Origin of the sequence: Periweissella beninensis (genome assembly GCF_016908275.1) — a bacterium.
GTDB classification, from domain to species: domain Bacteria; phylum Bacillota; class Bacilli; order Lactobacillales; family Lactobacillaceae; genus Periweissella; species Periweissella beninensis.
Map to the genome: position 1 here is coordinate 1 of NZ_JAFBDN010000012.1, position 21,250 is coordinate 21,250.

Genomic DNA, 21,250 nt, shown 5'->3' on the forward strand with positions numbered 1-21,250 from the left:
TGATACTCAAGAATTGCATTAAGTTTTGTTTGTTGAGAAAAATACATAAGAAAACCCCTCGATTGGATTTACTCCAATTCGAGGGGTTCAGTTCAGTTAAGTAAAAATTAGCATGGTTTTTTTATTTAGTATTCATTGATTTTTGAACAAAGGTATATATCTTAAGTGTAGTGGATTAATATTAGCGGATGCTTTTTACGCTTTAATTTGCGAACTGTATTTATAATAATTGTCTTGTTCGGCAAGTGGAACCATCGCACCGCCCGTTGACCAAACAACATGAGTGGCATTTTGCGCAAGTAATGTAAATTCTGGATTATTCATGATATTGAGATAGCCCTTAAAACCAACCGTTGAGGAAGGCTCAATAGCAATATTTTCAGTATCCTTTAGTAATTTTAGAAATTTAAACATATTGTCATCATCGCAAGTTGCAATCCCTGATAAAAGACCACGCATAATATTACCAACAATGACAGAAGGGCGACCAACCGCTAGACCATCGGCCCTAGTTTTACCATCAATACCAATATCATAGACTGATATATCATGATTTAACTTAGTAGCCATCCCTAGTAAAACTGAAGGAATGTGGGTTGGTTCAACAAAAACTGGATAAACATGTTCACCAAAGCAAGTTTTTAAGCCAAAAGCAATACCAGCTGGTGAGCCGCCAACACCGGCTGGTAAGTAAACAAAGAGGGGATGCTGACTATCAATAGTAATATTTTGTTCTTTTAATTGTGCTAAGAGGCGTGGTCCAGCAACTGAGTATCCTAAAAATAAATCAGCAGATGCTTCATCATCAACAAAATAGCTAAAAGGATTATGCATAGAACTATGACGAGCAGCTGTAATTGCATTAGAAAAATTATCATTATAAATAATTACTTCTGCACCATTTGCTCTTAACTTTTCAACTTTCCATTTAACTGCATCTTGCGACATATGAATAATAGCTTTAAAACCCAAAGTGCTAGCCATTAAACCCACACTTAAGCCCAAATTACCAGTAGATGCAACTTCAATGGTATACTGGCTGAAGAATTTTTTAAATTTAGGTGAATTAAAAGCTAAATAATCGGCTGTACGATTGAAGTCAAGATGTTCAATGGCTAATTGCTCAGCAAATTTAAGTACCTCATAAATACCACCGCGTGATTTAACTGATCCAGAAATTGGCATTTTATTGTCTTCTTTGAGAAATAGTTGACTATTGGTTGTTTTATTAAGTAAGGCATTTTGCATCTTGGGAATTGGTGTTAGAGGAGATTCAATAATGCCATTATCTGTATCTTTGAAGACGTTGGCTAAATAAGGTGCAAAGCGCTTAAATCGATTTACAGCTGCTTGTACATCACAATAGTCAAAGGATAGTTTATAGGGTTTACCGTAATCTGGATTTTGCCAAAATAGTTCATTGTAACTTTGAAGTTGTTTGATAATAGCTTGATTTTCGATAGTATTTACAAAATCAGCTAGTGAACTTTTTGTCATAATCATAAATAATTAACCTCTTTTTTTAAATTTAGGATTATTATTTAACTTTTAAGAAAAAACAGCAAGATGATATGTCGTGAAAACTAACATCACTAATTAAATCCTAATTCTTGAGTAAATAACTTGCTATCTATTTTAAAGCAAAGTATACTTGTAAAGTTATATATGTTGTTAGTTGAAATTAGTTCAGTTTTTTTGCGTAATATGCGAAACGGATTTTTCGTAGCAGATTTACAATACTATTTTCAAACAAATGGAGGAAAAATTTTGAAATTTTCAGAACTCGGTCTTTCACAAGACTTGTTAACAGCCATTGAAAAACATGGCTATGTAGAAGCTACCCCTATTCAGGAAGAGACAATTCCACTTACTTTAAAGGGAATTGACGTTATCGGACAAGCCCAAACTGGTACTGGTAAGACAGCCGCTTTTGGTTTGCCTATTCTTGAAAACATTGATCCAACTGCAGGGTTACAAGCGTTAATCATTTCACCAACGCGTGAATTGGCTATTCAAACGCAAGAAGAACTATATCAACTGGGTCGCGACAAGCGTGTTAAGGTTCAAGTAGTATATGGTGGTGCCGATATTCGCAAGCAAATTAATGGCTTGAAAAATCGTCCACATATTCTAGTTGGAACACCAGGTCGTCTTTTAGATCATTTAAATCGGCAAACATTGAAACTAGATTCAATTAAAAATTTGGTACTTGATGAAGCTGATGAAATGTTAGACATGGGATTCTTAGATGATATTGAAGCAATCTTAAAGAAAATCCCTGATCATCGCCAAACAATGCTATTTTCTGCTACAATGCCACCAGCTATTAAGCGGATTGGTGTGCAGTTTATGCATGAACCTAAGCATGTTAAAATTGAAGCAAAGGAATTGACAACTGACTTAGTTGATCAATACTACGTGAAAGCAAAAGAATTTGAAAAATTTGATGTTATGACACGTTTCTTTGATGTTCAAAATCCTAAATTGACAATTATTTTTGGTCGGACAAAACGCCGAGTAGATGAATTAGCACGTGGTTTGGAATTACGTGGTTATCGAGCTGCTGGTATTCATGGTGACTTGTCTCAACAAATGCGAATGAAAGTGCTTCGCCAATTTAAAAATGGTGAACTTGATATTTTAGTGGCAACAGATGTGGCTGCACGTGGTTTAGACATTAAAGATGTAAGTCATGTTTACAACTATGATATTCCACAAGACCCAGAAAGCTATGTTCACCGAATTGGCCGAACTGGCCGCGCTGGTGCTCATGGAACATCACTTACGTTTGTAGCACCAATTGAGATTGACTACTTACGTGATATTGAAAAGTTAACTAAAAAACGGATGTTACCACTTAAGCCACCAACTAAGGAAGAAGCTTTAGCCGGTCGGATTGCTGTGGCAACAGATGCTGTGGAAGCAATTATTGCTAAAGCGGATACAACTTCGATTGAAGAACAGGTTAATAACTTGGTAAATCAATATGATGCGGAAACATTAGCTGCAGCATTGTTACGTTCAGCTGCACGCCCTGGTGCAGAGGATGTCCCAGTTAAGATAACTCCAGAACGACCATTACCACGTAAGAAGGGTGGTAATGGTGGTAGCCGAAGTGGTGGCTTTAACCGTAATCGTCGCAATGGTAATGGTGGCGGTCGTGGCCGTGGCGGTGATCGTCGTAACGGTAGTCGCGAAAGTCGCGATGGCGAACGGCGGTATGGCGAAAAGCGGCATGCTAATGGTTCACGATCAAATGATCGGCGTAGTTCACAAAGTCGCAATGGACGCCATGCATTTACAATTCATGAAAATAATGATTAATAGACTAGGTTTGTACTAGGATATTGGTCTATAATAAAGAGACTAGATCAAGTGTTATTTTGACCTAGTCTCTTTATCTATTTAATTGCTTATTTTAAGGAATAAAAATTAAATATGAATTTAACTGATTTGGCTAGATGATACTAGTCTTTTTTATAGATTAGTTAATAATTTAAGTGGTTTTTAAGTAAAAAAGCGAGTAAAGTAGGAGCAAGATGATTTTTGGAATTGGAATTGATATTACAGAAATACAAAGAATCAGTGATTTGTATCGGCGACATCCACAGTTTTTGTTGGATATTTTGACGGCCACGGAACAAGGACAATTCAACCGATTAAAGAATAACCATGCAATTGAATACTTAGCAGGCCGTTTTTCGGCTAAGGAGGCTTATAGTAAAGCATTTGGGACAGGTATTGGTAGTAAAATAACGTGGTTGGACATTGAAATTATTAACAATGAGCAGGGCAGGCCAATCATAACCAAACAACCATTTAGTGGTGATGGTCATATTTCGATTAGTCATACTAAAGACTTAGTAATGACAGAAGTTATATTGGAAAATCGTTCTTAAAATAGAATGTATTTAACGGAGCCAAATTCGAATAACTTAAAGATGAAGGTTTGATATTAGGTGAGAGGTTTTAAAAAATGGCAATTGGAAATCATCGTCCAACTACAATTACTTTAGATGGACAGGCATTAGTACATAATATAGAAGTAGCCCGCAAACAATTTGCAAAAGATACCTATTTATTTGCAGTTGTAAAAGCAAATGCATATGGGCATGGTGTTAAGGAAGTTGCGGCCTTAGCCAAAAAGGCAAAGGTTGATGGCTATGCAGTAGCAATTTTAGATGAGGGACTTGAATTAAGGGATTTAGGATATAAAACTGACACAATTTTAGTTTTGGGTATCACACCACCAACACAAGTTTTATTAGCAGCAAAATATGGTATTTCATTGACTGTTGGTGATATTAGCTGGTTAGAAACGGCAACAACGTTTTTATGCGAACAGAATTTGGCACCACTTAAAGTACATATTGCAGTTGATACCGGTATGGGACGTATTGGAGCGCGAAATACTGATGAATTATTAAATATGATTGAGTTTATTGAAAAACAACCCAATTTATTTGAATTTGAAGGGTTGTTTACGCATTTTGCAACAGCTGATGATGATAATCCAGAGTATTTTAAAAAACAATTAGCAAATTGGCAAACGGCATTAGCAGCTGTGAAAAACTTGCCAAAATTTGTGCATGCAGCGAATTCAGCAGCAACGCTTTGGCACAATCAAGACGTGTATACGAATGTAATCCGGTTAGGTGCTGGCATGTATGGGTTTAATCCATCAGGGAAAACGTTAGGGGCACCAAACCTACAGCCAGTTTTATCCTTACAAAGTGAAATTGTCTTCGTAAAAAAGGTACCGGCAAATACTAAAATTAGTTATGGGGCAACATATGTAACTAAGAAAACAGAGTGGATTGCAACCTTACCAATTGGTTATGCCGACGGCTATTTAAGGCGGATGCAAGGTTATAAAGTATTGATAGATGGGGAAACTGCTGAAATTGTAGGGCGTGTAACAATGGATCAAATGATGATCAGACTAGCCCGTTACTATCCAATTGGAACAAGTGTGACTTTAATTGGGGGAAGTCAAGGAGCTTACTTAGGGGCTGTTGATTTAGCAGAATATGCTAAGACAATTCCGTATGAAATTGTAACAAATTTATCATCGAGAATAAAACGCGAGGTTAAAATGGATGACAGTAAATGATATCAAACGGGGTGATATTTTTTATGCCGATTTATCGCCGGTAACTGGTTCTGAGCAAGGGGGTACTCGACCAGTTGTAATAATTCAAAATAACATGGGGAATCATTATTCGCCTACAGTAATTGTGGCCGCAATAACGGCACGAGCATCGAAAACTAAATTACCAACCCATGTATTATTGGCAACAGCAGAAGGAATTGCTAAAGACTCAGTGATTTTGCTAGAACAATTACGAACAATTGATAAAAAAAGATTAAAAGATCGGGTTGCACATCTTGATGATGAGGTAATGACTAAAGTTGATTTAGCATTAGTAGTTAGTTTAGGTTTATTAGCTGAACGTCCTAGCTATAGTGATGTTAATACAACAACAGAACACATTGTAGTTGTTGACCAAAATAATTACGACAATAAGAGTACAAAAGAAGGAGAATGATAATGAAAACAGGGACCACGATTATTACATTAGATAATGGCTATCATTTGTGGACGAATACACAAGGTACCGGTAAGATTCATCTATTAGCGTTACACGGCGGGCCAGGTGGCAATCATGAATATTGGGAAGATACCGCACAACAATTAATTGGTCGTGGGTTGGATATTCAGGTTCATATGTATGATCAACTTGGCTCATGGTATTCAGATCAACCTGATTACAGTAATCCAGCTAATGCAGCGTTATTAACTTATGATTACTATATTGATGAGGTTGAAGAAGTACGTCAAAAATTAGGATTAGATAATTTTTATTTAATTGGTCAAAGTTGGGGAGGCGCCTTGGTACAGTTGTATGCCCTTAAATATGGGCAACATTTACGAGGAGCAATTATTTCTTCGATGACTGATAATATTGAAGAATATGTAACTTCAATTAATGAACGGCGTGAAACCACATTAGCACCGACGGCAGTTGAATATATGAAACAAATTGAGAAGGCGGGAAACTGGCAAGATCAACAATATCAAAAGTATGTTGATATTTTAAATGCTGAATTTGTTGACCGGCGACAACCAGTGGTTACACAACATTTGATTTCAACGATGGCTACTGATGTTTATGGGCCGTTTCAAGGTGATAATGAATTTGTTGTCACTGGAAAATTACAAGAATTTGATTTACGTAATGAAATTCAAAATATTAAAGTACCAACATTAGTAACTTTTGGTGGGCATGAAACAATGCCAGTAGCAACCGCAAAAAGGATGGCCCAGCAAATACCAAACGCTCGGTTAAAAATCACACCAGATGCAGGCCATCATGCGATGATGGATAACCCAAAAGTTTACTATGATAATTTAGCTGAGTTTATAAATGATGTTGAAAATAATAATATTTAGTTAGAATAGCTTATTAAGTAAGACTTTAGTTGACTAAAAAACTAGGGGACAGGGCTGTTATATTAGCATGTATGTTGTTTCAAAGTAAGTGGGTGTTAAATTACGGAAAAAGGACTTAATTGAAGAGAACTCTCGATATCGAACCAAAATCCATTAGCGGGGGTGCACTTTAAATTTATAAAAATTAAGTCTTTTTTTGTTGTGTAAAATTTTATGTTACTGAAAAAAAGTTGCATAAAGATTATTTTTTGTTTATATTTTAAGTCAACCAATAGAAAAATAAAGGTGACAAAAATGCGAGCAAGAATTATTAAATACTTAATGAAGCATAGTAATGAATATATTTCGGGGGAACAGATAGCACATGATTTAAAAATAAGTCGCAACGCAGTTTGGAAAAACATTGGTTTGTTAAAAACATTGGGGTACCAAATTGAGAGTCAGCATCGGCTTGGCTATCGTTATATTGGCATGCCCAATTTAGCAGCAGTAGTAATAGAAAATAGCCTTTCACATAGTGTAGATGTTTTAACGTTTGACGTGTTAGCGTCGACAAATAAATATGCGAAGCAAATGGCCTTGGAACACTTGCACCAACCAACGGCAATTATTGCTAACCAACAGACCAGTGGATATGGCCGATATGGGCGACATTTCTACAGTCCAGCAGACACAGGTTTATATCTAAGCTTAGTTGTACCAATAAAAGCACTTAAGTTTAATGCTGGCTTATTAACGACTGGCATTGCAACAGTTGTAGCGCAAGTGCTTGAGGTAAATTATGGAATTACGGTGGGCATAAAATGGGTTAATGATTTAATCTATCACAGTAAAAAAATAGCCGGTATCATGACTGAAGGGCTAACTGATTTAGAGACTGGTAACTTAGACACTGTAATTATTGGGCTAGGATTGAATCTAGGACAAATAAATTTTCCGAATGATTTAGATGATAAGGCTGGATCATTAAATTTAGGTGATATTGACCGTAATTTATTAGCAGCGCAAATCATTGATGAAATACTAACATTAATGAATAATTACTTAAAGGCTGAATTCATGGTCAAATACCGAGAATTATCAATTATTATTGGCAAGCACGTTGAGCTAAATCGACAAGGAGAGTTATTAGCGGGAATTGTTGAAGATATAGATAATAATGGAGCCTTAATCTTGAAAACGCATAATGAATTAATCAAGGTAAATAGTGGTGAAATAAAGAAAACGACAATAGTTGATGGAGAATATAATGGTTGAGCAAAAACAAACAAAACTAAGAGGCTTGATTTTAGCAGCCCAATTTGCAATTATTTTAGCAATTTTTGCGCAAATTACGATTCCATTTGGAATTGTTTCGTTAACGGGACAAACCTTAGCGTTAGGGCTTTTTGCAACAATTGCTAGTCCATGGATTAGTACGAGTGCGGTAGGTGTCTATCTGCTATTAGGAATGATTGGGCTACCGGTTTATGCAGGTGGGACTAGTGGTATTACGGTTTTATTTGGCCCAAACTGGGGATATCTATTTGGCTTTTTAGCTTATACATTAATTGTTGGCATGCTGATGAAAATATCAACTAGTTGGTGGAATATTGCTTTAAGTAATGTTGTTGGAGCATTGACACAATTATTTATGGGCGCAATTGGCATTGCTACTTGGAATCAACTAGCTTTAGGCAGTGTTATCAAACCAGCAATGCTTGTATTTATACCAGCTGCAATTGTAAAAATAATCATTATCGTGTTTGTTACAAGAATAATCATAAAAAAATTTGGAATTTTTAATTAATATACTGGCAGGTTAAAATATAGGTGTGGAAAATAGTTATTAGATAGTAGTAATTTATGACCATAAAGTGAACCCCCACTATTGGATTTGGGACCAATAATGGGGGTTCACTTTAGTTCGGTCTTGTTAAGCTGTGATTATATAGCCAATTAGTTTTGATATCTATGCACTTGTGAAAATACTAGATAAGTAGGCCTCACTATCTTAACAACGGGATACTAATAATAATTTGAGTAATAATATTTAAAAACTAAATTTTTAATTCAAGATATGAGTCAGATTCAGCTAAAGTATATGTGATATCTTGATTACCACGGATTGTCATTCCAAAGTCAGTTGCATAAATAATCAGACCAAGTTGGTGACCAACTGGTATTTTAAAATAAGTTGGTTGTAAATAAAAATCTAGATCAACAAATTGATTAGCAGCTAATGAGTCAACATGCCATGCATTGCTACGATTTTGTAGATTAATATGTCCTTTAGTAATTAATTTAAAAGGTGTTAGGTGCGAATTTAATGTAAATTCATTAAGTGCATCTGAACGCCAATGCACACCACTTTCAATAGGCACTCCTAAAAAAGTAGGTTTTTCATTTAATCGATAGGCCATACCATAATCAACTAATTGAACACTGATTAGTCCTACATTATGAGAACTAGCTATCTTTAAATGTAGTTTTGTTCGACCATTAATTGTTATAGGATGGGTAAGGTTTTCTGTTAAAAAGTGTAATCGATTAGTTATTAATGGTGACGTTTTAAGTTTTAAATCATTCTCCCATTTTGAAATGTTTTTAGTGTATTGCGCAAAGATAGTTGGTTCAAGGTGATCATTAAAGCTAACTAGGTTTTTAGTTGCGGCCGATACTTTAGTAAGCTTATGTTGATTTAAAAATAATTTGGTGGTCTTAGTTTGGATATCCCAGTCGTTAAGAGAGTGCCATGTTTCCGGAGTAACATTATCTTGGATGATAACGTTAGGTAAAATTTTATCAGCATCATTAGCTAAATTATAGAGTTTGTAGGAAAACCATAAATTTAACATATCAGTAAAATCAATAGAACGCATTGCATTAATATAAATATGCTGACCTTGATGCAAAATTAGTTTGTTGTTGATATTATTTTTATTAAGCGCATGATATAAATTATTAACTTGTTCCGGTTTAACATTCCAGTCATTTAGTCCATGAACCATGAGGATATCAGCTTTGATGTTCTTAACGTTTTTAAGATAATTACGGGCATCCCAAAATTGATTATAATTGCCAGTATTACGATCTTGGTCATAGTTCATAGTTGTCAAATATGTTTCATAAAGCGATTTAATACGGTTAAAATCAGCAAGATTTTTTCTGCGTGAAAAAGTTTCTTCAGCTAAAACATCAGCATCTTCACCAGGGAAACCACCTGGCGCAACAACTAAGCCATTTGAACGATAATAATCATACCAGGATGATATCGCTGCTTCAGAAACAATCGTTTCAAGACCAGCGACACCAGTTGTAGCAACAGCAGTTGCCAATGTTCCTAAATATGAACGACCGGTCATTGCAATTTTACCATTTGACCAAAATGCCTCAATTCTAATATTAGTAGTGTGATCAACAAAAGCGGGACGATCACCATGTAACCATTCAACAACTGCCGTTGCCGCGGCAACCTCATATTCATCACCAGTTGTTTGAAGTCCTTCAGATTCACTTGAGCCAATACCGGCACTATATACAACTGCGAACCCACGAGCCAAAAAATAATCGTTTAGTGTATAGTTACGTTCACGCGTAAAGCTTTCAGTTGCATTAAATGTAGTTCCCACGGGGACACGTTTTTGAGCAACTTTTAAATTTGAGACATGATGAATATCACGATAATTATCAGTCGTGGCTGCTTTATGTGTTAATTCGACATCTACATTATGAGTTAATCTTTCACCTTCAAAGTCATTAGTACCCTGATTATAGGGTGAAGAAGTGTATAAAATAGGAACTTGTTGATCGTTACTTTCTAATGGACGAATAATTTCAGCCTTGATTAAGTCAGCTAAGCCATCTTTGTCGGTATCATAATCTGTCTCAATATAAACCACCTCACGAAGTAGGGTAGTGGTATTGAATACCGCTTGACTTTTACCATTAAAAAATAAAGGTTTTGGTAAATTAGCAATTTTTTGATAATAGCCTTGACTAGCTAAATCATCAATGAATGTTTGACCATGCTTATTATGGGTATTAAGTAAGCGGTACCAAGCATCAAGGAGGATGTTTTTATCGAAGGTCGAGCTAGTAATTGTCGTAAGATTTAATTTTTTAACACTCATAAGTGGATTGATAACATCAAAATCAACATTAGGTAAAAAGTGTAATAGTTGTAAAGCGATACGATAAAAAATCTCATTAGTGAGTGGTTCATCTTTTTGTAACCATTCGAGTACCGATAATTGAGTGTCAGCTAATATGTTATTTAGTTTATAATCAAGACTACTTTGAGTAGAAGTTGTCGGCCAACACTTATTTAGTAAATGTTGAAGCAATTGATTTACCGAATAAGTTTTTAGATCAGTATTTTCGATAAAGTTAATGCGGATGAGTTCATTGAGAACAGTAGTATGATTAGTTGGTTTAAAGGCAAATTGATTGATTTTCATGAATTTCCTCTTGTTTGTTAATTATTATAATAATCTCATTATACATAAAAAGATAAGCAAGCTATAGTTGTTTTTGAGAAGATAAACCAGTCAGCATTAAAAAAATAATTGTTTAACCTTAATTTAATTAAAAATAATAATTTTTTCTTGTTTTATTCTTAAAAAAAAGTTAAAATTAATTCATTAAAAAAGGACGTGACTTTCTATGAGCAAGCAAATACTTACAATTAAAAAAGAATTTCGTTTTTGGTTTTTCGTGAAATAATCCGGAAATCAAAAATTATTTGAGGTATTATCCGGATTTGCATTTGTAAGTAAACCGGATGTTCAAATTACGTTAAATCTTAATTATGACAAAACGCATTCCTTCGGTTACTTACAAAAAAGAGAAGGAAGCGTTTTTTATTTAAGAAAGAGATGGTGAAAAATAAAATGGAAATTTGGCAGCGCATATTTAAAAAAGAGCAACTGACGAATTATCTGAATTCAGATAAGCAGTTAGTACGAACGTTAAGTGCTAAAGATTTAATTGCCCTGGGAATTGGGGCAGTAATTGGCACAGGTATCTTTATTTTACCAGGGACAGTGGCAGCTACGAAAGCTGGTCCAGCAATTATTATTAGTTTTGCCCTGGCAGCTTTGGTATGTGGGTTAGCAGCAATGGCATATGCTGAATTATCATCAGCAATGCCAATTGCAGGATCAGCATATTCGTATGGAAATGTACTTTATGGTGAAGTTATAGGTTGGATTTTAGGTTGGGCCTTAATTTTAGAATATCTATTGGCAGTAGCAGCAGTATCCACTGGCTGGTCAGCGTATTTTGCAGATTTAGTAAGCCCACTATTTAAAACCCCAACAGTACTTAGCGGTGCGTATAATCCAACGCAAGGAACGTATGTTAATATAGTAGCGGTCTTGATTGTTTTAGTTATTTCTTGGTTATTATCATTTGGGTTAAGTACTTCTAAAAGAGTGCAAAATGTAATGGTTTTAGTTAAAATTGCAATTATTATTTTATTCATTGTTGTTGGTTTATTTTATATTAAATCAAATAATTTACACCCTTTTATACCCAAAAGAGTAAACGGAGCATTTGGTGTTAAAGGAATATTAGAAGGAACTTCGTTAGTATTTTTTGCCTTTTTAGGCTTTGATGCGGTTTCCGCTTCAGCAGCTGAAGTGAAAAATCCGAAAAAAGCGATGCCACGTGGAATTATTGGAACGTTATTAATTGCGACGATATTATACATGTTGGTCGGATTTGTATTAACTGGTATGGTTCATTACACTGATTTAAATGTGCCAGATCCAGTTGCCTTTGCATTAAGTCGAGTAGGACAGAATTGGGCTTCATTGATTGTAACAATTGGTGCATTAGCCGGGATGTTTACAATGATGGTCACCATGATTTATTCAGGATCAAGACTAGTTTATTCAATTGGACGAGATGGCCTATTGCCTAAATGGCTAGGTACAGTTGATAAGACAACTAAACAACCACGTAATGCCTTAATTGTTGTGACAATTGTAATTGCTACTTTGGGGGGGATGGTACCGTTAGATAAACTAACTGAATTAGTTAATATGGGAACGCTATTGGCGTTTACATTTGTATCCTTTGGGATTTTAATTGTTCGTAAACGAGATGATATTGAAAACACGGGATACCGAATGCCAGGATTCCCTATTTTACCAGTATTATCAGGAGCCTTTTCAATTTTTATGATTACGCAACTACAAAAAGCAACCTTGATTACAGCCTTAATTTGGTTTATTATAGGTTTAGTCGTCTATATGACTTATGGATTAAAACATTCACGATTAAATCAAGCTGATAAATAAGTTAAAGTAGAGAGTGTGGCCAATAAAATGGCGCATTCTCTTTTTGATTGTCTTTAATAAAAATTATGATTAAATAAAGGTGAGATAGATGCAACAAAAGCTAATTATTTTAACTGGGCCAACTGGAAGTGGTAAGACAACCATTGCCCAATATTTAAAAGATAAATACAATATTCCGCAAGTTGTGACCCATACCACACGTAAACCACGAGACCATGAAAAGAACAATATTGATTATTATTTTGAAACTAATGAATCATTTGATCATAATCATTATTTAGAAAAAGTTAAGTATGCGGGTAATCAATATGGCTCCTCTTTTGAAGGATTAAAAAGGGCATTTATAAAAAACAACATTGTTAGTATTGTTTTGGAAACGAAAGGAGCACAAGTATATTATGACAAATTACCTGACATAGTAGTGATTGTTTATCTGACAATTTCGAATGTCCAGGATTTAAATCTTCGTTTAATCAAGCGCGGCGATAATCAAGAAAGAATTAAGCGACGCCTTGAGAGTGCAGAATTTAAACGTGATTTGCAGCTACCACCTGCTTTAACCAATCATGTAATTAAAATTACGAATGACGACTTAAGTCAAACAAAGCAAGAAATTGACCAATTAATTATTAAATTAATGAAAAGTTTATCTTAATAAAGAATTAAGATGTTATGATTAGGTCGTAAATATTGCTATACTTAATAGGAAGAAATTTAAAATTGATTATACGATATATTAAAGAATGAATAGGAGTTAATCATATATGAGTTATCGTACGCCACCATTTATGACACCGGTTGCTGTGGTGTCAATTATTCTTGCATTGAGTGCAACTAATGTGGCTGTTAATGTGGCAAGTAATACTAATCAAGGCCATCCAGTTGTTAGTAAAAGTTCCACAGTTACATCAGTAACTAACACCAAATCAAATGTAAGTAGTCAAGATTCTAGTTCAAAAGAAAATAGTAAAGATGATAGTTCAAGTAGTAGCGCTGAAGATCGCAGTAGTTCATCAAATACTGGATCAGGTACTAGTGATGATGGATCATCAAGTACTACAAATGATACTGATGAAACTCAAAGTGGATCATCAAGTACTAGCACCGAACCTAGTAGCAGTTCAAGTAGTAGTGATGACGACAAGACTAATGCAAATGATAATACCCAAGATACCACTAGTGATAATACATCAACGACAACTGGAACCGCTAAAAAGGCAACTTCAACAAGCAGTAGTGCTAACACAGAAGATACCACAGATGCCAGTTCAACTAGTAGTTCAAGTACTAAGTAAGGAGCAACAGCATGTTAATTACGATTTTAGAAATGGTTAATCATTATTTTGGTTTTTTTAATGTTAATACTAAATTTAAAGGACGGTTATATACTATTCTTGGCTTTATTGGTAGTTGGTATATTTTATATATTGCAATTAGTTTTTTGACAGCAGCGCGATATTTGCGAGGGATTGCTTTATTACTAGCTTTTTTAGGGTTAATGTATGTTATTTATTTGAATTTTATGTATTACTTTACAAGAAAAAAACCAATTTTAGATATTTCACCAAGAATTGAGAAAATGATTGGTGGTGGGCAAACAAACACAACACAGTTGACTACGCAACCGACCTTCATCATACCAAATCAAGGTTTTTACGACCAAAAACAAGTGTTACCAACAGCAGTTAAAAGTAATAATGATGAGCAAAAAAATATTGAAGAACTAGTAACTCAACTAGAAGGACTAGGCGTTTATAATGAAAAGAACGCCTATCAAGGCTTCAATGATGAGCAAATAAAAAATAAACTCTTGGTTAATGACAATCATCCAGTATATGCCAATGTAACAGGGTTTAATGTACCATATGTAAAACTGCATCATGAAGGCACCCATGTCATAATCTATGGTGGTTTAAATGAAATGCAAGCAATCCGTTTAGGTGAAATAATTCGGATTGGTTTGGCTGATACAACTAGTGCTTTGGAAAAATTTGACATCTTTTTAGCCAATGTTAACATTGTCGGTGGGCAAGGCAAGACCTTAGCAAGAAGTGGCTTTGTTGAAAAAGAATATCCATATACGCTTAAAGCTGAAATTGCTTATACAGTAAAAAAATAAAATAAATTTTAAATCGGTATAAACGCTTACATAGTAGTCGTTTATACCGATTTTTTTAATCTATTTTATTCGTTTATATATAAATAAAAGTATACAAAGATAAAAAATTTAAATATAATATAGCAAAAATACCACTTATAAACATTTATAGCGAATATTAAGTGCTATTATTAAAATAATTATATGGTTTTTAATATAATTAAAAATTGGAGGTAATGATGTATGGCTATGATTGAATTTAAAAACGTTGAAAAGTATTATGGTGATTTTCATGCATTGACGAATATTAATTTAAAAATAGAAAGTGGTGAAACGGTTGTTTTAATTGGACCATCAGGTTCAGGTAAATCAACTTTAATTAGAACTGTTAATGGGTTAGAAACGGTTGAGGGTGGTGAGTTAATTGTTAATGACCAAGATCTAGCTAATAAAAAGACTGATATGAATCGAATTAGGAAAAACGTTGGTATGGTCTTTCAACATTTTAACTTGTATGAAAATAAAACAGTTTTAGAAAACATCATGCTAGCACCACGACTTGTTTTAAAACGTAACAAAAGTGAAAATGAAAAAATTGCACAAGCATTACTAGCGAAGGTCGGTTTAGCTGATAAGGGTAATAGCTATCCCAAACAATTATCAGGTGGTCAAAAACAACGGGTGGCGATTGCCCGGTCATTGGCAATGAAACCCAAAGCATTACTATTTGACGAACCAACGAGTGCGTTAGATCCAGAAATGATTGGGGATGTGCTAAATGTTATGAAAGATATTGCTAAAGACTCCGATATGACAATGTTGGTGGTAACACATGAAATGGGATTTGCAAAACAAGTCGCTGATCGAGTTATTTTTATGGACAGTGGTAAAATTTTAGAAGATGCACCGTCAGCACAATTTTTTGATAATCCTAAAGAACCACGGGCAAAGCAATTTTTAAGTCAGGTGTTAAACCACTAAGTTTTACCATGGTATTGAAATTTAGAAGGGATGATAACACATGAAAATAAATAAAATAAAGATACTCATGTTACCAATTTTAATGATTGTTAGTACGTTGGTATTGACCGCATGTGGGCAAACAAAATCGAGTAGTTCACAAAATCAACTAACCACCATTAAGAATACTCATCAAATGGTATGGGGTGTTAAAGCAGATACGAAATTATTTGGTTTGATGAATATTAAAACAAGTAAGATTGAAGGGTTTGATGTTGATATGGCTAAGGAAATCACTAAGCGCATTGATCCTAAAGCTAAACCAGTATTTGTGCAAGTTACTTCACAAACACGGATTCCATTATTGAAAAATGGCAATATTCAAGCAATTATCGCAACAATGACTATTACTAAAGAACGTGAAAAAATCGTTGATTTTTCTAAATCATATTTTAATGCCGGTCAATCACTATTAGTTATGAAGGGTAGTAAGATAAAAAACACTAAAGATTTAAATAAAAAAGGGACGGTTGTTTTAGGGACTGTTGGATCAAACTCAGTTTTAAATATTAAAAAGGTTGCCCCAAAGGCTAAGGTTTTGCAATTACAAGATTATGCCCAAGCATTGACTGCATTGAAGTCTGGCCAAGGTGATGCGCTAACAACTGATAATGGGATTTTATATGGAATGTCAGAACAAAATCCCCAAACTCGTGTCGTGGGTGGAACGTTTACTAAAGAACCTTATGGGGTTGCGATTGATAAGGGGCAAACTGATTTAAAAAATTCGATAAATAAAGCAATTGATGAAATTCAACAAGATGGTACATATCGCAAATTAATTAAAAAATGGTTTAGCAATGTGCCAGGCTTTGATTGGAGGGAATTATTAAATGATTAATATTTTACAAAATCACCTATCTGAATTTATCTCAGGTTTTGGTATAACATTACTTTCAAGTGTCATCGCCTTGGTATTGTCTTTAGTTTTAGGCACAATCTTTGCAATTATGGAAGTTGTACCAAATAAAGGGGCCCGAGTAATTGCGCGTATCTATATTGAAATTTTTAGAAATATCCCATTATTAGTAATTACAATGTTTTTTTATGTTGTGGTAACAAAAATTTTTGCAATGAGTGGCTTAACCGCGGGAACAATTGGGTTGGCACTTTACACGTCGGCTTTTATTGCGGAAACTGTTCGGGCAGGTATTTTAGCTGTAGATTCAGGTCAAATGGAAGGTGCCCGGGCTAATGGGTTAACGTTTTGGCAAGCAATGCAATATATTGTATTGCCACAAGCCTTTAAAATTGTGATTCCACCATTAGGAAATCAATTTATTAATTTAGTTAAAAATTCATCAACTTTAGCGTTTGTAGCTGGATTTGATTTAATGTATCAGGGGAATGAGATTGCATCCACAACTTTTGATACCATTAACACGTACATTGTTGTTGGGATTTTTTATTTGATTATAACGCTACCACTTAGTTACTACATGCGTTATCTCGAAAAGAAATTAGCGTAGGGGGGTAGGCACAATGAAAAATTTTGTAGATGCATATTCGTGGATAAATATTACCTATCTCTTCAAGGGATTACTAATTACGCTTGAAGTTTCAATAATTTCATTGCTTTTAAGTTTTATTATTGGTTCTTTTTTGGGTGTGATTAGATATTCTAGAATAAAATGGGTATCAGGCACGGTAGGATTTATAATCGATATTATTAGAAATTTACCATTATTATTAATTATCTTTTTTACTTATTTTGCTTTACCAAAATTACAAATTCATTTAAGTATTATGCAAGCAGCGATTAGTGCATTAACGGTTTTTGAATCGGCGATGATTGCGGAAATTGTTCGATCGGGAATTAACTCAGTGCCAATTGGTCAAACAGAAGGTGCCCGGGCTAATGGGTTAACAAGTATTCAAACTATGTGGCATATTATCTTACCGCAAGCGTATAAAAAAATGATTCCACCATTGGTTAGTCAATTCATTTCATTGATTAAAGATACTTCGTTGGCAACTATTATTGTGTTACCAGATTTAATGTATCATGCTCAAATTATTTACGGGCAAAATAATAATTATATTATTCCGATGTTTCTAGCCATTTCGATTATGTACTTTGTTGTGAATTACGCGTTATCCTTAATTGCGCGTTGGTTAGATCGGAGACTAGTTTAACTAGATATTACAGAAAATGGATTGCGATCAATAATCGTGATTATTTCTTATAATACTTTTTATTAGAAAATATTTAATTATAAAGAAGCTAGAGCAAATGATTTAAGCAAATTATTTTGTGCTAGCTTCTTTAAGTTAAATTTTTTTATTTATGTATATCGATACTAAAATGCTTTTAAATCAAAGATTTTAATAAAATAATGAGATTTAAAATACAAAAATTTAACTAAAAGCTTTTAAAATGAGAAAAATTTTAGTAAACTAGTGTTATTATATTTTAATACAATTTTAATTGAGAGCGAAGTGTAGAAATTTATGAGTGAAAAAATTTTATTATCAATAAAAGATGTTTCAACTGCTTTCAAGATTAATGGTGAGTATTATACAGCTATTGATAAAGTAAGCCTTGATTTACATCAAGATGAAGTCTTAGCAATTGTTGGTGAATCTGGTTCTGGAAAATCAACGTTAGCAACTTCAATTATTGGATTGCATAATATGAATGCTACCAAAATAAATGGTGAAATTGATTTTAATGGACGTGATATTTTGAAATTAAATGAGAGTGAATTTAATCAGTTGCGTGGAAATGATATGGGCATGATTTTTCAAGATCCATTAGCAGCATTGAATCCGTTAATGCGAATTGGTGATCAGATTAAAGAAACCCTTGATGTACATAGTGATATGACTGAAAATCAAAAAAATGCACGGGTTCATGAATTGATTGATCAAGTAGGAATCCCTAATCCCGAACGAGTTGCTCGGCAATTTCCACATGAATTATCAGGAGGAATGCGACAAAGAATTATTATTGCTATTGCAATCGCCAATAAACCAGAATTAATTATTGCTGATGAACCAACAACGGCTTTAGATGTAACAATTCAAGCGCAAATCTTAGACTTATTAAAAGATATTCAACAAGAAAATCATGCTGGTATTATTTTAATTACCCATGATTTGGGTGTTGTTGCAGAAGTTGCTGATACAGTGGCCGTAATGTATGCAGGTGAAATTGTAGAACAAGGGCCAGTTGATATCATTTTTAATGAACCTAAGCATCCTTACACACGGTCATTATTACGTGCAATGCCAACTTTAGATACTGAAAATGATGATCTTTATGTGATCGAAGGATCAGTACCATCAATCAAAAAAATGGATCGAAATAGTGATTTATTTGCGCCACGAATTCCATGGGTCCCAGTAACTCCTGGCCATCCAGAAATTAAAGAAGTTGCACCAGGTCATTTAGTGCGTGGTGAAAATTGGAAATATTTTAAATTTAAAGATGAAGTTTAGATAGTGATAAGGAGATATTTGTAATGAGTGTTTTAATAGAAATAAAAGATTTAAAAGTACACTATCCTATCCGTTCTGGCTTTTGGAATCGAGTTACTGATCATGTATATGCAGCTGATGGGGTATCTTTTGAAATAGAAGCGGGAAAAACATATGGCTTAGTTGGTGAATCAGGTTCAGGCAAGTCAACTATTGGTAAGGCAATTGTTGGTTTGGAAAAAGTGACAAGTGGCCAGATTTTATATAAGGGACAGGATGTATCAAAAGCGAGTGTCCGGCGTCATATGAAATATAACAAAGATGTTCAAATGATTTTCCAAGACTCATTATCATCGTTGAATCCGAAGAAAACAATTTATGAAATAATAGCAGAACCGATTCGAAATTTTGAAAATTTGGATAAATCAGCGGAGAAACAACGTATTATTGAATTACTAGAAATTGTAGGGCTATCGTCAAATGCGATGTATCAATATCCACACCAATTTTCAGGTGGACAAAGACAGCGGATTGGGATTGCGCGCGCAATTTCAACTAATCCGAAATTGATTATTGCTGATGAACCAGTATCAGCTTTGGATTTATCAATTCAAGCTCAAGTTTTAAATTTTATGAAAAAAATTCAAAGAGAATTAGGTATATCATTTTTATTCATTTCGCATGATTTAGGAGTTGTGCGACATATGACTGAAAATATTGCTATTATGCATTTAGGCCGTTTTGTAGAATTAGGCACACGTGAAGATATTTATAATAATCCACAACACATTTATACTAAACGATTGTTATCGGCGATACCGCAAATTGATATTGCTAACCGAGATGCTAATAAAGCTCAGCGCGCTGCAATTGAAGCACAATATCAAGCTGAACGTCAGAATTTTTATGATGCTGATGGTTTAGCATATCCGATGCACAAGATAACAGCTAGTCACTGGGTATCAACACCACCAACTGAGAAAGGAGCAACCAAGTAGCTATGTGGAAAACTATTTTACGACGGGTCTTAATTATGATTCCGCAAATTATTATTTTATCGATATTAGTATTTATGTTGGCTAAAGCGATGCCTGGGGATCCTTTTACTGGATCAATAGGACCTAATACAGATCCTAAGCAAATTGTTGCGTTAAAACGAGCAGCTGGGTTGTATGATCCGTGGTATCAACAATATTGGCATTGGATTGTTAATTTATTTCATGGTAATTTAGGTGAAAGTTATACCTTAAAACAACCTGTGACAGCGGTTTTAGGCAATAGAATTAGTAACACAATATGGTTATCATTATTAACTTTAATTATTTCATATGCTGTTGCAATTCCATTAGGGATGACCGCTGGTCGATACGAAGGATCACGCCGTGATCGTGGAATTGTGATTTTTAACTTTATTACTTTTGGAGTTCCTACCTTTGTTGTTTTCTTATTAGGATTATTCTTATTTGGATATCAATTAGGTTGGTTCCCAACGACTGGGACAATCAGTGCAGATGCTAGTGGCTTTATTGGTGAAGCTCTTTCACGCCTTAATCATATGATTCTACCAGCAATTTTAGCTGGAATTCTGGGAACAACTTCAACTATTCAGTATTTACGGTCCGAGATTATAGATTCAAAATCACAAGATTATGTGCGCACAGCACGTGCTAAAGGGGTACCAACAAATAAGGTTTATTCACGTCATATTTTTAGAAATTCTTTATTACCAATTGCTGCTTTTGCAGGATTCCAAATAACCGGTTTAATTGGTGGTTCAATTATTGTTGAAACAGTTTTTTCATATCCAGGAATGGGTCAATTATTTGTTTCTTCAATCACATCCCGTGATTATTCAGTCGTGACGGCAATTGTGCTATTTACTGGAATTTTAGCATTACTAGGATCATTACTTTCCGATATTATCATGAGTATTGTTGATCCACGAATTAGAATTGAGTAAGGAGGGCTGACAGT

20 protein-coding genes are annotated in these 21,250 nt (G+C 34.3%); 18 read left to right on the forward strand and 2 right to left on the reverse strand.

The genetic code is table 11. The annotated features are described in order from the left end of the window. Positions 1 to 195: 195 nt before the first annotated feature. The gene (locus JOC59_RS05645; RefSeq protein WP_205143864.1) at positions 196 to 1,497 is read right to left on the reverse strand and encodes a D-serine ammonia-lyase; all 1,302 of its coding nucleotides are present in this window, start codon (positions 1,495 to 1,497) and stop codon (positions 196 to 198) included. A gap of 270 nt (positions 1,498 to 1,767) precedes the next feature. On the opposite strand from JOC59_RS05645, the gene cshA reads away from it, so the two are divergent. The 7 genes from cshA (at position 1,768) to JOC59_RS05680 (ending at position 8,243) form a co-directional block, all read left to right on the forward strand. After that, positions 1,768 to 3,324 carry a degradosome RNA helicase CshA gene (gene cshA, locus JOC59_RS05650; RefSeq protein ID WP_275588312.1) on the forward strand — a complete coding sequence of 519 codons (1,557 nt, stop codon included), beginning with the start codon at positions 1,768 to 1,770 and terminating at the stop codon, positions 3,322 to 3,324. Between the two features lie 215 nt (positions 3,325 to 3,539). Next, positions 3,540 to 3,899 carry a holo-ACP synthase gene (acpS, locus tag JOC59_RS05655; protein WP_205143829.1) on the forward strand — a complete coding sequence of 120 codons (360 nt, stop codon included), beginning with the start codon at positions 3,540 to 3,542 and terminating at the stop codon, positions 3,897 to 3,899. 77 nt (positions 3,900 to 3,976) lie between these two features. After that, on the forward strand, positions 3,977 to 5,113 hold the full coding sequence (alr, locus tag JOC59_RS05660; protein ID WP_205143830.1) for an alanine racemase: 1,137 nt from the start codon (positions 3,977 to 3,979) through the stop codon (positions 5,111 to 5,113). Beyond that, positions 5,100 to 5,549 (forward strand): type II toxin-antitoxin system PemK/MazF family toxin, encoded by a 450-nt coding sequence (locus JOC59_RS05665; RefSeq protein WP_205143831.1) that lies wholly within the window; start codon positions 5,100 to 5,102, stop codon positions 5,547 to 5,549. Before alr ends, JOC59_RS05665 begins: the two co-directional genes overlap by 14 nt. A gap of 2 nt (positions 5,550 to 5,551) precedes the next feature. Beyond that, positions 5,552 to 6,454 (forward strand): proline iminopeptidase-family hydrolase, encoded by a 903-nt coding sequence (locus JOC59_RS05670; protein WP_205143832.1) that lies wholly within the window; start codon positions 5,552 to 5,554, stop codon positions 6,452 to 6,454. A gap of 294 nt (positions 6,455 to 6,748) precedes the next feature. Continuing rightward, the gene (locus JOC59_RS05675; RefSeq protein WP_205143833.1) at positions 6,749 to 7,711 is read left to right on the forward strand and encodes a biotin--[acetyl-CoA-carboxylase] ligase; all 963 of its coding nucleotides are present in this window, start codon (positions 6,749 to 6,751) and stop codon (positions 7,709 to 7,711) included. Further along, the gene (locus JOC59_RS05680) at positions 7,704 to 8,243 is read left to right on the forward strand and encodes a biotin transporter BioY (RefSeq protein ID WP_205143834.1); all 540 of its coding nucleotides are present in this window, start codon (positions 7,704 to 7,706) and stop codon (positions 8,241 to 8,243) included. The genes JOC59_RS05675 and JOC59_RS05680 overlap by 8 nt, the downstream gene beginning before the upstream one ends. A gap of 250 nt (positions 8,244 to 8,493) precedes the next feature. Here JOC59_RS05680 and JOC59_RS05685 read toward each other — a convergent pair whose 3' ends face one another. Continuing rightward, positions 8,494 to 10,893 carry a Xaa-Pro dipeptidyl-peptidase gene (locus JOC59_RS05685; protein WP_205143835.1) on the reverse strand — a complete coding sequence of 800 codons (2,400 nt, stop codon included), beginning with the start codon at positions 10,891 to 10,893 and terminating at the stop codon, positions 8,494 to 8,496. 432 nt (positions 10,894 to 11,325) lie between these two features. On the opposite strand from JOC59_RS05685, the gene JOC59_RS05690 reads away from it, so the two are divergent. From JOC59_RS05690 to opp4B, 11 genes are all read left to right on the forward strand, one after another. Beyond that, entirely contained in the window at positions 11,326 to 12,738 is a 1,413-nt protein-coding gene (locus JOC59_RS05690) for an APC family permease (protein ID WP_205143836.1), read from the forward strand. Positions 12,739 to 12,826: 88 nt separating this feature from the next. Beyond that, complete coding sequence (locus tag JOC59_RS05695) at positions 12,827 to 13,393, forward strand: guanylate kinase (RefSeq protein WP_205143837.1); 567 nt, start codon at positions 12,827 to 12,829, stop codon at positions 13,391 to 13,393. Between the two features lie 109 nt (positions 13,394 to 13,502). Then, positions 13,503 to 14,033, forward strand: a complete 531-nt coding sequence (locus tag JOC59_RS05700) for a hypothetical protein (protein WP_205143838.1) — start codon at positions 13,503 to 13,505, stop codon at positions 14,031 to 14,033. Positions 14,034 to 14,044: 11 nt separating this feature from the next. Next, complete coding sequence (locus tag JOC59_RS05705; RefSeq protein WP_205143839.1) at positions 14,045 to 14,857, forward strand: DUF6681 family protein; 813 nt, start codon at positions 14,045 to 14,047, stop codon at positions 14,855 to 14,857. A 222-nt stretch (positions 14,858 to 15,079) separates the two neighbouring features. Beyond that, complete coding sequence (locus JOC59_RS05710; RefSeq protein WP_275588313.1) at positions 15,080 to 15,817, forward strand: amino acid ABC transporter ATP-binding protein; 738 nt, start codon at positions 15,080 to 15,082, stop codon at positions 15,815 to 15,817. 40 nt (positions 15,818 to 15,857) lie between these two features. Beyond that, complete coding sequence (locus JOC59_RS05715) at positions 15,858 to 16,697, forward strand: glutamate ABC transporter substrate-binding protein (RefSeq protein WP_205143840.1); 840 nt, start codon at positions 15,858 to 15,860, stop codon at positions 16,695 to 16,697. Next, positions 16,690 to 17,325, forward strand: a complete 636-nt coding sequence (locus tag JOC59_RS05720; RefSeq protein ID WP_205143841.1) for an amino acid ABC transporter permease — start codon at positions 16,690 to 16,692, stop codon at positions 17,323 to 17,325. Before JOC59_RS05715 ends, JOC59_RS05720 begins: the two co-directional genes overlap by 8 nt. Positions 17,326 to 17,338: 13 nt before the next feature. Beyond that, entirely contained in the window at positions 17,339 to 17,992 is a 654-nt protein-coding gene (locus JOC59_RS05725) for an amino acid ABC transporter permease (protein ID WP_205143842.1), read from the forward strand. Positions 17,993 to 18,307: 315 nt separating this feature from the next. Next, a complete protein-coding gene (locus JOC59_RS05730) occupies positions 18,308 to 19,297 on the forward strand; it encodes an ABC transporter ATP-binding protein (RefSeq protein ID WP_205143843.1) in 990 nt (329 codons plus the stop codon). 23 nt (positions 19,298 to 19,320) lie between these two features. Next, positions 19,321 to 20,274: an ABC transporter ATP-binding protein gene (locus JOC59_RS05735; protein ID WP_205143844.1), complete on the forward strand. Its 954-nt coding sequence runs from the start codon at positions 19,321 to 19,323 to the stop codon at positions 20,272 to 20,274. A 2-nt stretch (positions 20,275 to 20,276) separates the two neighbouring features. Next, positions 20,277 to 21,236: an oligopeptide ABC transporter permease gene (opp4B, locus tag JOC59_RS05740; protein ID WP_205143845.1), complete on the forward strand. Its 960-nt coding sequence runs from the start codon at positions 20,277 to 20,279 to the stop codon at positions 21,234 to 21,236. Positions 21,237 to 21,250: the final 14 nt, after the last annotated feature.

Bases quoted from the DNA above. Each gene is read 5' to 3' on its own strand.
- acpS (WP_205143829.1), top strand. From the start codon at position 3,540: ATGATTTTTGGAATTGGAATTGATATTACAGAAATACAAAGAATCAGT.
- JOC59_RS05665 (WP_205143831.1), top strand. From the start codon at position 5,100: ATGACAGTAAATGATATCAAACGGGGTGATATTTTTTATGCCGATTTA.
- JOC59_RS05675 (WP_205143833.1), top strand. From the start codon at position 6,749: ATGCGAGCAAGAATTATTAAATACTTAATGAAGCATAGTAATGAATAT.
- JOC59_RS05685 (WP_205143835.1), bottom strand. From the start codon at position 10,893: ATGAAAATCAATCAATTTGCCTTTAAACCAACTAATCATACTACTGTT.
- alr (WP_205143830.1), top strand. From the start codon at position 3,977: ATGGCAATTGGAAATCATCGTCCAACTACAATTACTTTAGATGGACAG.
- JOC59_RS05690 (WP_205143836.1), top strand. From the start codon at position 11,326: ATGGAAATTTGGCAGCGCATATTTAAAAAAGAGCAACTGACGAATTAT.
- JOC59_RS05705 (WP_205143839.1), top strand. From the start codon at position 14,045: ATGTTAATTACGATTTTAGAAATGGTTAATCATTATTTTGGTTTTTTT.
- JOC59_RS05710 (WP_275588313.1), top strand. From the start codon at position 15,080: ATGGCTATGATTGAATTTAAAAACGTTGAAAAGTATTATGGTGATTTT.
- JOC59_RS05645 (WP_205143864.1), bottom strand. From the start codon at position 1,497: ATGACAAAAAGTTCACTAGCTGATTTTGTAAATACTATCGAAAATCAA.
- JOC59_RS05735 (WP_205143844.1), top strand. From the start codon at position 19,321: ATGAGTGTTTTAATAGAAATAAAAGATTTAAAAGTACACTATCCTATC.
- JOC59_RS05725 (WP_205143842.1), top strand. From the start codon at position 17,339: ATGAAAAATTTTGTAGATGCATATTCGTGGATAAATATTACCTATCTC.
- JOC59_RS05700 (WP_205143838.1), top strand. From the start codon at position 13,503: ATGAGTTATCGTACGCCACCATTTATGACACCGGTTGCTGTGGTGTCA.
- JOC59_RS05715 (WP_205143840.1), top strand. From the start codon at position 15,858: ATGAAAATAAATAAAATAAAGATACTCATGTTACCAATTTTAATGATT.
- JOC59_RS05695 (WP_205143837.1), top strand. From the start codon at position 12,827: ATGCAACAAAAGCTAATTATTTTAACTGGGCCAACTGGAAGTGGTAAG.
- opp4B (WP_205143845.1), top strand. From the start codon at position 20,277: ATGTGGAAAACTATTTTACGACGGGTCTTAATTATGATTCCGCAAATT.
- JOC59_RS05670 (WP_205143832.1), top strand. From the start codon at position 5,552: ATGAAAACAGGGACCACGATTATTACATTAGATAATGGCTATCATTTG.
- JOC59_RS05730 (WP_205143843.1), top strand. From the start codon at position 18,308: ATGAGTGAAAAAATTTTATTATCAATAAAAGATGTTTCAACTGCTTTC.
- JOC59_RS05720 (WP_205143841.1), top strand. From the start codon at position 16,690: ATGATTAATATTTTACAAAATCACCTATCTGAATTTATCTCAGGTTTT.
- JOC59_RS05680 (WP_205143834.1), top strand. From the start codon at position 7,704: ATGGTTGAGCAAAAACAAACAAAACTAAGAGGCTTGATTTTAGCAGCC.